We start from the raw sequence: 15179 nt of genomic DNA, 5'->3' as shown, positions 1-15179 counted from the left end.
AAGATTGTTTTTAAACGCTTTATTTAGATGCTCTCAAAATATTAATAAAACTACATGGATTCGTGGAAAGAACGTGTAATAACTTCTAATTGCTGCTCTCTTGTTAACCTAACAAAGTTTACAGCGTAGCCAGAAACACGTATTGTTAATTGTGGATATTCTTCTGGGTGCTCCATAGCATCCATTAAAGTTTCCTTATTCAATACATTCACATTAACATGTTGTGCATTTCTTGAAAAATAACCATCTAATATAGTTGCTAAATTTTCTATTTGCTCCTCACTATCTGCCCCTAATGATTTGGGCACAATAGAGAATGTATTTGAAATACCATCTTGAGAATCTTCATAATCAATTTTAGCTACTGAATTTAATGATGCAATAGCACCTTGAGAATCTCGTCCGTGCATTGGGTTAGCACCTGGCGCAAAAGGAATTCCTTTAGCTCTACCATCTGGTGTTGCTCCTGTTTTCTTACCATAAGATACGTTAGATGTAATTGTTAACACAGACATTGTTGGTTCTGCATTTTTATACACTGGTAACTGCTTTAATTCGTTGTTAAAATCGGCTACTGCTTTTGCTGCTAATGTATCTACTCTATCATTATCATTTCCATAGCAAGGGAACTCGCCTTCAATTTTAAAATCAACAGTTAAACCATCTTCATCTCTTATAGGTTTTACTTTAGCATATTTTATAGCTGAAAGTGAATCTGCAACAATAGATAATCCTGCAATACCATAGGCAATATTAATACTTGGATTAGTATCTATAAGAGCCATTTGAGCTTTTTCGTAATAATATTTATCGTGCATGTAGTGAATAATGTTCATTGAATCATTATAAACTCTCGCTACTTCTTTCATCGCTATTTTAAAGTTAGCCATTACTTTATCATAATCTAAATACTCACAGTCACAAGCTTCAATGCCTTCTACCATTTGTACTCCTGTTTCTTCACAACGACCACCATTAATAGCTAATAATAAAGTTTTAGCTAAGTTTGTACGTGCACCAAAGAATTGAATAGATTTACCTAACTCTTGGTAAGAAACACAACAAGCAATTCCATAATCATCAGAACCTCTGCTTTTTCTCATTAATTCATCATTTTCAAACTGAATTGAAGATGTATCAATTGAAACCTTTGCACAGTAATCTTTAAAATTTTGTGGTAAATCTTCAGACCAAAGAATTGTCATATTTGGTTCTGGTGAAGGTCCTAAATTATATAATGTATTTAAGAAACGGTAAGATGTTTTAGTTACTTTAGTTCTTCCATCATCAAACATTCCACCAATAGCTTCAGTTACCCAAGTAGGATCACCTGCAAATATTTCATCGTATGCTCCCATTCTTAAGTGACGCACCATTCGTAATTTCATAACGAATTGATCAATGTACTCTTGTGCTTCTACTTCAGTGATTATACCATCTTGTAAATCGTTCTCAATATATATATCTAAAAATGTAGAAACATTTCCTAAAGACATTGCTGCACCATCTTGCTCTTTTACAGCTGCTAAATAAGCCATATAAGTCCATTGCACAGCTTCTTGAGCATTTTCTGCAGGTCTTCCTAAATCTAAATTATATTTAGCACCCAATTGAATCATTTCTTTTAATGATTTTATTTGCTCAGAAACTTCTTCGCGCAAACGAATAACAGCCTCTGTCATTGGACCTGTAATATTTTCTTTATCTTCTTTTTTAGTTTCTATTAAATAATTTAGGCCATAAAGTGCAACTCTACGATAATCGCCAATTATTCTTCCTCTTGCATAATTATCTGGTAAGCCTGTTAAAAAACCTAAAGAACGGAATTTTTTAATTTCAGTAGTATAAGCATCAAAAACACCATCGTTATGAGATTTTACATATTTTGAAAACAACTCAGTTATAGCTTCGTTAGGTTTAACACCTTGTTCTGACAATGCTTTCTGCACAACTTTAAAACCTCCAAAAGGCTTCATAGTTCTTTTTAATAATTCGTCTGTTTGTAAACCAACGATTACTTCGTTGTCTTTATCAATATAACCTGCTTCAAAAGCACTTACGGTAGAAATAGTTTCTGTATCAACAGAACGAACGCCATTATTTTGTCTTTCCTCTTTAGTTGCTTCTTTACAAACATCCCATAATTTCTGAGTTTTGGCACTTGGACCAACTAAGAATTCACTTGTGCCATGGTAAGGTGTAATATTATTTACAACAAAATCTCTTACGTTGACCGATTCAGTCCAAATTCCGTTTTTAAATTCTTTTACTTCCATTCTAATATTTATTAATATTTTGTAATTCTTTTATTTTTCTGAACACGACAAAAATAAATACTAGACATTTTAATAAACCTGACATTTATCAGGTTCAATCAAAAACAACCCCATTTTTAGATGATTTATTTACGAAAACGTTTGAAAAAACAGCATTTGAATGCTAAAAAAATATCGATTTGACCAAAACATTAAAAATTCACTAAAAACCTCAGAAGATGGATGCTATTAACTTCATAAAATTAAAAATGAATAAAGATTAATTAGAGAATTAAATAGTACTTAACATTTAATTTCTTCCCAATAAAAAAGCTCTTCCTATTAAAGAAGAGCTTTTTAGTTTATTAATTCCTAAAACTTCAATTTGAAATGATAATATGTTTTGATACTTTTAATCCTTCATTATTAGTTAGATTAAGAATATAAGTACCGCTTTCTAAATTTGATAAATCCATTGAAAGCTGAGAATTTATAAACTCTGGTTTTTTATCTAAAATCAATTGACCTGTTATACTATAAATCTTTATCAGTTCAATTTCTGTATTATTTAATACTTTAATAGTTAAATTATTATTTGTAGGAACAGGATAGATACTTACGCTACTTAAAAACTCTTCTTCATCAGTAGATAAAGTCTCAGAACCAAAAAATTCTATTTCGGCTATAGTACTCCATGCACTTGTTCTTGAGTCGCCTGCACTATTAAACCTCCCAAATCCAATCATTTTTACATAACGTGCATTTGCGGTAATCTCGTACAGATTAAAATCCATTGTATTAGTTGCTGTTAATAGCAGATTGTCTATAGCTGGCAAAATTTTAGTAAAATCAGAAGTATTTGTACCTGTTGTGGATACCCAAATTTGATAACCAAAAGCATCCGATTTATTAGTGGTGCTAAACTGAATTAAATCTAAACTGTACTCAGAACCTAAATCATAGATTATATATTCTCCATCTCCTTTATAATCTCCAGAAACAATTGCGCCATCTTGTGCTGCCCAAATAGATGCACTTGTATTTACTTTATCTAAAGTGTTAATTGCAACTTCTGGTGGACTATCACTAGCATTATCGCTAGAAAAAGAATGAACTGATACTGGTCCACCTCCTGGAATATCATTTATAAGATCATACAGATCTGTTAAACTTACTCCGTCTTGTGTCACTGTTAATGTTCTCACTATACCATCACCTCCTGGATCTTGTGTAAAAGTTACAGAACCGGTTCTACTATTTGTATCTGTGTTTTCTGTAACGGTAACCGAAACTGTTTCATCTCCCGTACTAGAATTAATATCTATAGAAATCCAAGTATCATTAGACATCGCTGTCCAACTCACATTAGCATATACAGAAACGTCATAACTGTTTGCCTCAGCGGCAAGCACATCTAAACTACCTACAGTTAATGACTCAGGAATTTCTATAGTACAATTTCCATCCGTTATATTACCGCCTAAATTATCTAAAAAACAAGCACCAATTCCGTAACCTACCATATCATCTGTTGTAGGTTCATAAACTCCCATATCTGCTCCTTTACCTGTTGAGCCAGTACCAGAAAAAGTAAATATTTCTCCATCTGAAATTGCAGTAATTGCTGTCTCTTCAGAGAAACCTGTATTAGTTTCTCCTAAAGCACTTCCTGTGTAAACGTTTCCTGTGTATGCTAAAGTTGTACCAAGATCAGCATAAGATGTCACTGTATCTCCTGTAATAACATCTGTAATATTAGCATTTCCTGTAGAAAAGTATATTAAATTATTAGAAACTGTTCCTGTTGGATCCGTAGACCCTTTATCTGTATTATAAAATAAAGGTGCATTTGTATTTATAATTGTATTATTAGAAACATTAATATTTTCAACTTTCTGATAACCGTTTGAATTATTATCAGAAGTACATGGGACAGCATTATTAGCACTTCCGCCTAAAAATGTTATTCCATTGTTCCATTTAGCTTGGTCAACCACTGTAATACAATCTTGAATATAATTATTAGTTATAATATGTTCACTATCAACAATTCTAATTCCTCCTGTACCATCAACATTTCCGCCTAAAAAATAATTTCCATCAACCGTAGCGTTAGAACCATGTCGTAAAACTAAAGAACCTCTACATCTTCTAAACGTATTATTAACATAAGAGTTGTTTTTACTTTTATTAGTAATTATTTCATTTTCACCATCTGCTTCTACAAAATAATTGTTACTCACAATAGTACTACTATCAACATTTTGATAAGAACTTGTACCAATACGAATAGTTTCACTATCTCCTGCATTGGTTAACGATGCATCAATTTTTTCATAATTATAAAAATAATTATTACTAATTGTATGACCTACAATATCACAACTCGTGTTAATTTCTGGTTGGCCATCATCAACCGGAGGATAGGCATTATAAGCCAGTTCTACCAAAATCATATTACCAGAACTTACCTTATTCATAAATGAACAATTAATAACTGTATTGTAGTTACCATATAGCATTACCCAATTATGTTTCTCACTAGTTCCAGTTTCCATATCATCTGGATCAATCCCTAAACCATCCATAGCACAGTTTTGCATAATACTATGATTGGCATAATCGTCACCATCTCTAAACTCAATTACACTACTTGATCCGTAACCACCTTGCCAATGAAAACCATCTACGATAACATAATCTCCACCAATCCTTAATTGCAACCCTCCCGTAAATTTAACACCACCTGGTGTTTGAGCTCTAAAAGTAATTGGCATTGCTGCTGTACCAGTAGTAGGCGAAAATTTAATTCTCTCATCAGTATTATAAATTCCATCTGCTAAAATAACAGTATCGCCTGCTGCAAGTGTGTCAAACAAATCCTCAAGTGCATCTATATCATCAAGATTAGCCACGTTATAGGTTGTTTGAGCAAACAAACTTATTGTGGACAACATTAAAATAGTGAGCATAAAAAAAGTACGAGACTTTAAAGCGTAAAAATTCTTCATAAACGTTTAATTATTTAGTTATCTATACTGAAAATTAGTTAATTCCGAATTGGTACACCAATCTGGTTAACCAATTAAATTCGATTTAAAAGTAATAAAAAAATCAAAAAATAGAATAGAAAAAATTAAAAAAATTATGAGATTTCTAAAAAATGAGTGGTTTTATTAATAAACTGATCCTTTTTTGCAAGCATATTTGAAAATCCTTTTTATTTTCATAATTTGCGATAATATAACTGCAACATACAAATGACTGAAATAACAAGACTTTTTGATTTTCCATACTATCAACTAAAACACAAACCAAATAAAGCTGCTTTAGTTACTAAATACAACGGAAAATGGACACCAACGTCAACACAAGAATATATTGATAAAGCAAATACCATCAGTAGAGCTTTATTAAAACTTGGTGTTCAAAAGAATGATAAAATCGCAGTTATTTCCACGACGAATAGGACGGAATGGAACATTATGGATATTGGTATTCTGCAACTTGGTGCACAAAACATACCAATATACCCTACAATTTCAGCTGAAGATTATGAATATGTCTTAAATCATAGCGAATCTATATACTGTTTTGTTTCAGATGCTGATGTTTTAGAAAAAGTTAGAAAAGTACAAGCAAACACAAAAATTAAAGAGGTTTACTCTTTCAATCATATTGAAGGTTGTAAACATTATTCAGAATTATTTGAATTAGGTAAAGATGAAAGTAACCAACCTGAAGTTGAAGCTAGAAAAGATGCTGTAAAACCAGATGATTTAGCTACAATTATTTATACTTCTGGTACTACAGGAAGACCTAAAGGTGTTATGCTGTCTCATTGGAATATTACAAGTAATGCCTTAGACAGCTCACCAAGAGTACCTTTAGTAGAAGGAGATAATCGTATATTAAGCTTCTTACCTATCTGCCATATTTTTGAACGTCTTTTAATTTATGTTTATCAACACGCTGGCGCTTCTATATATTTTGCTGAAGCTATTGATAAAATTGGTGATAATGCAAAAGAGATAAAACCAAATTTAATGAGTGTTGTACCTCGATTACTTGAAAAAGTATTCGATAAAATAATGCTTAAAGGCGAAGAACTAACTGGTATAAAAAAAGGCTTATTCTTTTGGGCAGTTAGATTAGGTGAACGCTGGGAACCTTATGGTGCAAATGGCGCTTGGTATGAATTTCAACTAAAAATAGCTAACAAATTAATATTTAGTAAATGGCGTGATGCGCTTGGTGGAGAATTAGGAACTATGGTTTCTGGTAGTGCAGCATTACAGCCAAGATTAGCTAGAATTTTTGGCGCTGCTAAAATGTTAGTTATGGAAGGTTATGGCTTAACAGAAACTTCTCCTGTAGTCGCTGTTGGCTTATATAAAGATAACGGTTACAAAGTAGGTACTGTTGGTAAACCTATCGCCAACGTAGAGGTAAAAATCGCAGATGATGGCGAAATATTAATAAAAGGACCAAACGTAATGTTAGGGTATTACAAAGACCCAGAAAAAACAGCAAGTGTAATGACAGATGATTATTTCCACACGGGAGATAAAGGAATCATTGATGCTGAAGGCTTCTTAAAAATTACAGGTCGTAAAAAAGAAATGTTTAAAACATCTGGAGGAAAATATGTTATTCCACCACTGTTAGAAAACGATATGAAACAATCCCTTTTCATTGAACAAATTATGGTTGTTGGTGAAGGTGAAAAAATGCCAGCTGCTTTAATTCAACCAAATTTCGATTTTATTCGCGATTGGATAGACCATAAACAAAATGGTGTTGGTAAAACAAATACAGAAATAGCAAATTCAGAACTTGTTATTAATCGTATTCAACTAGAAATAGACAAATACAATAAACACTTTGGAAAATGGGAACAAATTAAGCGATTTGAGCTCACGCCAGATGTTTGGTCTATAGATGGAGGTCAATTGACACCTACCATGAAAATGAAACGTGCAATCATTAAAGACCTTTATCAAGATCTTTATGATAAGATTTATCGCTAATTATTTAAAAGATATTACAATCTATTCACGGTTTATTAGAAATTTAATAACGAATCGTGCTTCCATGCTATTGGACAGCTAGTGCATACCTGATTGTTAGTTTTATAATACAATAATTAAGATTATCTTAAAAAACTAACCTCAAAAAAAGACTTCTCGAAATTATCACCCACGATAATTGAAGTATTGACAATTTAATATTTTCTTAATTTATTATGCGTGCATAGTATTTTTTACTATATTTGATTCCCAATACTGTTTCATGAAAGACAAAACAATAGACTACATACTGAGAACCACATGGTTAGCTGTTAACAAAATGTACAATGAAGAGGCGTTAAAATTTGACTCAACAATGGCAACAGGATTTGCTTTGTTGAGTATTGATCCAGAAAACGGAACACCGTCAACATCCTTAGGACCAAAAATGGGAATGGAGGCTACTAGCCTATCTAGAACCTTAAAAACTATGGAAACTAAAGGATTGATAGAACGTAAACCAAACCCAGAAGACGGAAGAGGTGTTTTAATCTTTCTAACGGAATTTGGAATAGAAAAAAGAAACTATTCAAAAGAGCGCGTTATCACTTTTAACGAAACAATAAGAGCTAATGTTTCTGAAGATGAATTGGCTAACTTTCAAAAAGTAGCCGATGTTATAAATAATATGATTTCAAATAAACAGATATACAACAAAAAAGAACACATTTTAAAGTAAGATGAGCAAACGTAGAATTAAAAAAGTTGCGATTATTGGTTCCGGAATTATGGGATCAGGTATCGCCTGTCACTTCGCCAATATTGGTGTAGATGTATTACTATTAGACATTGTTCCTAGAGAACTAAACGACAAAGAAAAAGCTAAAGGTTTAACTTTAGAAGACAAAGTCGTAAGAAATAGATTAGTAAACGATGCCTTAACAGCATCTTTAAAATCTAAGCCCTCTCCTATTTACAGTCAATCTTTTGCTAGTCGTATCACTACAGGTAACTTAGAAGATGATATTGCTAAGGTTGCAGATGTAGATTGGATTATGGAAGTTGTAGTTGAAAGACTAGACATCAAAAAAATGGTGTTCGAAAACTTAGAAAAATACCGTAAGCCAGGAACATTAATTACATCAAATACGTCTGGTATTCCAATCAAATTTATGAGTGAAGGTCGTAGTGAAGATTTCCAGAAGCATTTCTGTGGAACGCACTTCTTTAATCCAGCGCGTTACTTAAAATTATTCGAAATTATTCCTGGACCAAAAACAGATGCTTCTGTTTTAGAGTTTTTAAATGAATATGGCGAAAAGTTCTTAGGAAAAACATCTGTTATTGCTAAAGACACTCCTGCTTTCATAGGAAACAGGGTTGGTATTTTTAGCATACAGAGTTTATTTCATGCGGTTAAAGATTTAGATTTAACTATCGAGGAAGTCGATAAATTATCAGGACCAGTAATTGGTCGTCCTAAATCGGCAACCTTCCGTACAGTTGATGTTGTAGGTTTAGATACTTTGGTTCACGTGGCTAACGGAATTAGAGAAAATTGCCCTAATGACGAACGTTTAGAGTTATTTAAATTACCAGATTTCATCAACACAATGATGGAAAACAAATGGTTAGGAAGTAAAACTGGACAAGGTTTTTATAAAAAGAATGTTTCAGCCGATGGGAAAAAAGAAATTCTTTCTCTTGACTTAAACACCTTAGAATACCGTTCTGCGAAACGCGCAAAATTCGCAACTTTAGAAATGACTAAAACTATTGATAAAGTAGTAGATCGTTTTAAAGTATTAGTAAAAGGAAAAGATAAAGCAGGTGAGTTTTACAGAAAAAGCTTCACGGCATTATTTGCTTACGTATCTAATCGTATTCCAGAAATTTCAGATGAGCTTTATAAGATTGATGATGCTATGAAAGCTGGTTTTGGTTGGGAACACGGACCTTTCCAAATTTGGGATGCTATTGGAGTTGAAAAAGGAATTGAATTAATGAAAGCGGAAGGTTTAGAGCCTGCTGCTTGGGTTAATGACATGCTTGCTTCTGGCAACATGTCATTCTACACTGTAAAAGATGGTGCTTCATATTTCTATGATATTCCTTCTAAAAAACAAACTAAAATACCTGGTCAAGATAGTTTCATCATCCTTGATAATATTAGAAAAACAAACGAAGTGTTTAAAAACTCTGGTGTTGTTATCGAAGATATCGGAGACGGAATCCTTAACCTAGAATTCCAATCTAAAATGAACACTATTGGTGGAGACGTTTTAGCTGGATTAAATAAAGCTATTGATTTAGCAGAAAAAGATTTTGCTGGTTTAGTCGTTGGTAACCAAGCTGCAAACTTCTCTGTTGGTGCAAACATCGGAATGATTTTCATGATGGCTGCAGAACAAGAATATGATGAGCTTAACATGGCTATCAAATATTTCCAAGATTCTATGATGCGTATGCGTTATTCTTCTATCCCAACTATCTCTGCTCCTCACGGAATGGCTTTAGGTGGTGGATGTGAATTATCATTACACGCGGATAAAGTAGTTGCAGCAGCAGAAACTTACATGGGACTTGTAGAGTTTGGTGTTGGTGTTATTCCTGGTGGTGGTGGTTCTAAAGAAATGGCCTTAAGAGCGCAAGACCTTTTCCATAAAGGCGATGTACAATTAAACGTTTTACAAGAGCATTTCTTAACTATTGGTATGGCTAAAGTATCTACTTCTGCTTACGAAGCTTTTGACTTAAACTTATTGCAAAAAGGAAAAGATGTTGTGGTTGTAAACAAAGACCGTCAAATAGCAGTTGCAAAACAACACGCTATGCTAATGGCTAATTCAGGTTACACACAACCAGTAAAAAGAGATGACGTTTTAGTTCTAGGTAAACAAGCATTAGGAATGTTTATGGTAGGTACAGACTCTATGGAAGACTCTAACTACATTTCTGAACACGATATGAAAATCGCTAATAAATTAGCTTACGTAATGGCTGGTGGAGATTTATCTGAACCAACACGCGTAACAGAACAATATTTATTGGATTTAGAGCGTGAAGCTTTCTTAAGTTTATGTACAGAGCGTAAAACTTTAGAACGTATTCAGCACATGTTAACAAAAGGTAAACCTTTAAGAAACTAAGAAAAATGAAAACAGCATATATAGTAAAAGCATATAGAACCGCAGTTGGTAAAGCACCAAAAGGCGTGTTCCGTTTTAAAAGAACAGATGAATTGGCAGCAGAAACCATCAAGTATATGATGAAGGAATTGCCAGGTTTAGACCCAAAGCGTATTGACGATGTTATTGTTGGTAACGCAATGCCAGAAGGTTCTCAAGGATTAAATATGGCACGTTTAATCTCTTTAATGGGATTAGATATTGTGGATGTTCCTGGTGTAACTGTAAACCGTTTTTGCTCTTCTGGAGTAGAAACAATTGGTATGGCAACTGCAAAAATACAAGCTGGAATGGCAGATTGTATTATTGCTGGTGGAGCAGAAAGTATGAGTAGCGTACCAATGACTGGTTTTAAACCAGAATTGAACTACGATATCGTAAAAGCTGGTCATGAAGATTATTATTGGGGAATGGGAAATACTGCAGAAGCTGTTGCAAAACAGTTTAAAGTATCTCGTGAAGACCAAGATGAGTTTGCATTCAATTCGCATATGAAAGCATTAAGAGCGCAAGCTGAAAATCGTTTTCAAGATCAAATTGTACCAATTGAAGTAGAACAAACTTATATTGATGCTAACGGAAAGAAGGCAACAAAATCGTACACAGTAACTAAAGATGAAGGTCCTCGTGCAGGAACTAGCAAAGAAGCTTTAGCTAAACTTAGAGCAGTGTTTGCTGCTGGAGGAAGTGTTACAGCTGGTAACTCGTCACAAATGAGTGATGGAGCTGCTTTTGTAATGGTTATGAGCGAAGACATGGTTAAAGAGTTAGGTTTAGAGCCAATTGCAAGAATGGTAAACTATGCTGCAGCAGGTGTTGAGCCTCGTATTATGGGTATTGGACCAGTAAAAGCTATTCCAAAAGCACTAAAACAAGCAGGATTAAAACAAGACGATTTAGCTTTAATTGAGTTAAATGAAGCTTTTGCTTCTCAATCTTTAGCTGTAATTAGAGAACTAAATCTTAATCCAGATATTATTAATGTAAATGGTGGTGCAATTGCACTTGGTCATCCATTAGGATGTACAGGAGCAAAATTATCTGTACAACTTTTTGACGAAATGCGTAAGCAAGACATGAAAGGTAAGTATGGAGCAGTAACCATGTGTGTTGGAACCGGTCAAGGTGCTTGTGGAATATTCGAATTTTTAAACTAATTAAAGAACTTAATACAATACTATAAAATGGCAGATTTAGAAAAAGATATCCTACGTGGAGGTCAATTCTTAGTAAAAGAAACAAAATGTGAAGATGTGTTTACTCCTGAAGATTTTTCAGAAGAGCAAACAATGATGAAAGATTCTGTAATGGAATTTAATGATCGTGAAATTATTCCTCATAAAGCACGTTTTGAAGCTAAAGATTATGCATTAACAGAAGACGTTATGCGTAAAGCTGGAGACATGGGGTTTTTAAGTGTAGCTGTTCCTGAAGCTTATGGTGGAATGGGAATGGGATTTGTATCTACTGTATTAACTTGTGACTATATTTCTTCTGGAACAGGATCATTTAGTACTGCTTTTGGTGCACATACAGGAATTGGGACTATGCCAATTACTTTATATGGTACAGAAGAACAAAAACAAAAATATGTACCAAAATTAGCTTCTGGTGAGTGGTTTGGAGCTTACTGTTTAACAGAGCCTGGAGCTGGATCTGATGCAAATTCTGGTAAAACAACTGCTGAATTATCTGCAGATGGAAAATCATACAAAATTAACGGTCAAAAAATGTGGATCTCAAATGCAGGTTTCTGTAGTGTGATGATCGTTTTTGCTCGTATTGAAGGTGATAAAAATATTACTGGATTTATAGTTGAATATAATGGAGATACTCCAAATGGGATTACTTTAGGTGAAGAAGAGCACAAATTAGGAATTCGTGCATCATCTACACGTCAAGTATTCTTTAACGACACTGTAGTACCAGTAGAAAATATGTTAGCTGGTCGTGGTGAAGGGTTTAAAATTGCAATGAATGCACTTAACGTTGGTCGTATAAAGCTTGCTGCTGCATGTTTAGATTCTCAACGTAGAATTTTGTCTACTGCTGTAAATTATGCTAAAGAGCGTAAACAATTTAAAACTCCTATTGCAGATTTTGGAGCAATCAAAGTAAAGTTAGCTGAAATGGCTGCTAGTACTTATGCTGGTGAATCTGCTACGTATAGAGCTGCAAAAAATATTGAAGACAGAATCGCAATGCGTGAAGCTGCTGGAAATACACATCAAGAAGCAGAACTTAAAGGTGTTGAAGAATATGCAATAGAATGTTCTATTTTAAAAGTTGCAGTATCTGAAGATGTACAAAATGCTGCAGATGAAGGTATCCAAATTTTTGGTGGAATGGGATTCTCTGAAGAAACGCCAATGGAGTCTGCTTGGAGAGATGCTCGTATTGCTCGTATATATGAAGGTACTAACGAAATTAACAGAATGTTAGCTGTTGGTATGTTAGTGAAAAAGGCAATGAAAGGTCATGTAGACTTATTAGGTCCTGCTTCTAAAGTACAAGAAGAATTAATGGGAATTCCTTCTTTTGAAACTCCTGATTATTCTGAATTATTTTCAGAAGAAAAGCAAATGATTGCAAAACTTAAGAAAACATTCTTAATGGTTGCTGGTGGAGCCGTTCAAAAATTCGGACCTCAACTAGAAGAGCACCAACAATTATTAATTGCTGCTGCAGATATCTTAATTGAAATCTATATGGCAGAATCTGCAATTTTAAGAACAGAGAAAAACGTGAAGCGTACTAGCGAAGCAGAGCAATCTGCACAAATCGCAATGGCTAAATTATATTTATATCACGCTGTAGATATCGTTGAAGAAAAAGGAAAAGAAAGCATTATTTCTTTTGCTGAAGGCGATGAGCAACGTATGATGTTAATGGGACTTAAACGCTTTACTAAATATGCCAACTATCCAGATATTGTAGATTTACGTATTGAGATTGCAGAAAAAGTAAAAGCAGAAAATAAGTACTGTTTCTAATGATTCAATAATTAGACTAACTCAAATAATTCTAATTATAAAGCCAATTCAACCGATGTGAAATTTGGATTGAATTGGCTTTTTTATTTTACTACCTTTAGTTTTTAAAAAAAACTATCATGAGAATTATTACACTTTTTATCTGCTGTTTATATTCATCACTTTCACTCTCCCAATCGAACACAGAAATATTTCTTATCGATTTAGACGTCAATAATTCAAAAATTGAACTTAGTAATGCAAAAAACATTTCAAATAACGATGGCTACGATAACCAACCTTCGTTTTTAGATGAGCGTTATATAGTTTTTGCTTCTACAAGAAATGGGCAAACAGATATTGCTAAATATGATACACGCTATAATGCCAAAATATGGACCAACCATACAGAAGGAGGCGAATACTCACCATTAAAAATTCCAAATAAGCATGAAATTTCTGCAGTCCGCTTAGATTTAGATGGTAAACAACGTTTATATACGTATAGCTTAAGCAACGGCCAATCTACAGAACTCATTAACAACTTAATAGTTGCGTATTATACATGGTTTGATGAAAATACAATTGTATCTGCTGTCATTGAAGATAAAGAACTAAATCTATATGTTTCTAATCTACTAGATGGCACCAATACCAAATATGCTTCAAACGTTGGGCGATCGTTTCATAAAATCCCAAATTCTAATCTTGTCAGTTTTATTTCAAAAGAAAACGAAAACCAATGGCAAATAAAATCATTGAATCCTAAAACTGGTGTCATCAAAGTGATTGCAAACACTTTAACAGGCGTTGAAGATATTTGTTGGTTAACGAGTAAAACTATACTTTCAGGAAAAGACAGTACACTATTTAAACTAACCTTAAATAAAGATAATAATTGGAAAACAGTTTCTGATTTGACTTCATCAGGAATCACTAAAATCACACGACTTTCAGCAAACCTTTCTGCTACAAAATTGTTAATTGCTGCCGATATTAACTCGACCGACACAACAGAAGAATCAATTAATGAAACGGTAGATGAAACTAACCAAGACATCAATGAAACAGACACAAATCTCACTTCTGAAATAGCCTCTCAAATTGTCCAAAACCACATTAAACCTTTTAATAATAGACAATTAGAGGAATTCGCTAATTCTTTTGATGCAGACGTTATTGTCAACAGATTTCCAAGTGAAAAAATGTATTCTGGCAGAAATACACTTAAAGAAAACTATAGACAATTTTTTAAAAACAATAAAAAATCAATAGTTAAAGTAATTAACCGTATGACCTTAAAAAACATCATTATTGATGAAGAATTGGTTACTTTAAATAATAGAACAATTAGACAAGCAGTAATATATAAAGTCGATTCTGAAAATATAGATTCAATGACATTTATTAGAAACTCTAATACAACTTCTAATCCAGAAACTATTGTTAACCAGCAGTTAGAAGCCTATAACAATAAAGATATTGATGCTTTTACTTATACATATTCAGAAAACATTAAACTTTATAGTTTTCCTGATACATTAAATTCTGACGGTCAAGAAGCCATAAAAAAAGGATATACTTCTTTTTTTAATAGTGTACCAGATTTAAATGCCGAAATTGTAAATAGAATAGTGATAGGGAATATGGTAATTGATAAAGAGAAAGTCCTTATAAATGGCAAAATATATTACGCCATTGCAATTTATGAAGTTGAAAACGAACTAATTTCTAAAGTTACTTTTATACAATAAT

Annotated in this window: 8 protein-coding genes; 6 read left to right on the top strand and 2 right to left on the bottom strand. The window is 33.1% G+C overall.

The genetic code is table 11. The features are described from left to right. Window positions 1-50: 50 nt before the first annotated feature. Window positions 51-2276: a formate C-acetyltransferase gene (gene pflB / locus Q0807_RS05275; protein ID WP_299107214.1), complete on the bottom strand. Its 2226-nt coding sequence runs from the start codon at window positions 2274-2276 to the stop codon at window positions 51-53. A 359-nt stretch (window positions 2277-2635) separates the two neighbouring features. Then, window positions 2636-5266, bottom strand: a complete 2631-nt coding sequence (locus Q0807_RS05270; protein WP_299107209.1) for a chondroitinase-B domain-containing protein — start codon at window positions 5264-5266, stop codon at window positions 2636-2638. Between the two features lie 249 nt (window positions 5267-5515). Here Q0807_RS05270 and Q0807_RS05265 point away from each other — a divergent pair, with 249 nt between their 5' ends. The 6 genes from Q0807_RS05265 (at window position 5516) to Q0807_RS05240 (ending at window position 15178) form a co-directional block, all read left to right on the top strand. Then, on the top strand, window positions 5516-7285 hold the full coding sequence (locus Q0807_RS05265) for a long-chain fatty acid--CoA ligase (RefSeq protein ID WP_299107207.1): 1770 nt from the start codon (window positions 5516-5518) through the stop codon (window positions 7283-7285). A gap of 262 nt (window positions 7286-7547) precedes the next feature. Beyond that, window positions 7548-8003 carry a MarR family winged helix-turn-helix transcriptional regulator gene (locus tag Q0807_RS05260; protein WP_299107205.1) on the top strand — a complete coding sequence of 152 codons (456 nt, stop codon included), beginning with the start codon at window positions 7548-7550 and terminating at the stop codon, window positions 8001-8003. Between the two features lies 1 nt (window position 8004). After that, on the top strand, window positions 8005-10413 hold the full coding sequence (locus Q0807_RS05255; protein WP_299107203.1) for a 3-hydroxyacyl-CoA dehydrogenase NAD-binding domain-containing protein: 2409 nt from the start codon (window positions 8005-8007) through the stop codon (window positions 10411-10413). Window positions 10414-10418: 5 nt separating this feature from the next. Further along, entirely contained in the window at window positions 10419-11609 is a 1191-nt protein-coding gene (locus Q0807_RS05250) for an acetyl-CoA C-acyltransferase (RefSeq protein WP_115818335.1), read from the top strand. Window positions 11610-11636: 27 nt separating this feature from the next. Then, window positions 11637-13445, top strand: coding sequence for an acyl-CoA dehydrogenase family protein (locus Q0807_RS05245; RefSeq protein WP_299107198.1), 1809 nt, complete (start codon window positions 11637-11639; stop codon window positions 13443-13445). A gap of 119 nt (window positions 13446-13564) precedes the next feature. Next, window positions 13565-15178 (top strand): nuclear transport factor 2 family protein, encoded by a 1614-nt coding sequence (locus tag Q0807_RS05240; protein WP_299107196.1) that lies wholly within the window; start codon window positions 13565-13567, stop codon window positions 15176-15178. The last annotated feature ends 1 nt before the right edge of the window (window position 15179 follow it).

The organism is uncultured Winogradskyella sp. (assembly GCF_947495255.1).
GTDB lineage: Bacteria > Bacteroidota > Bacteroidia > Flavobacteriales > Flavobacteriaceae > Winogradskyella.
Note: the sequence above shows the minus strand (reverse complement) of the source record. Positions and strands in the feature narration are given on the sequence as shown.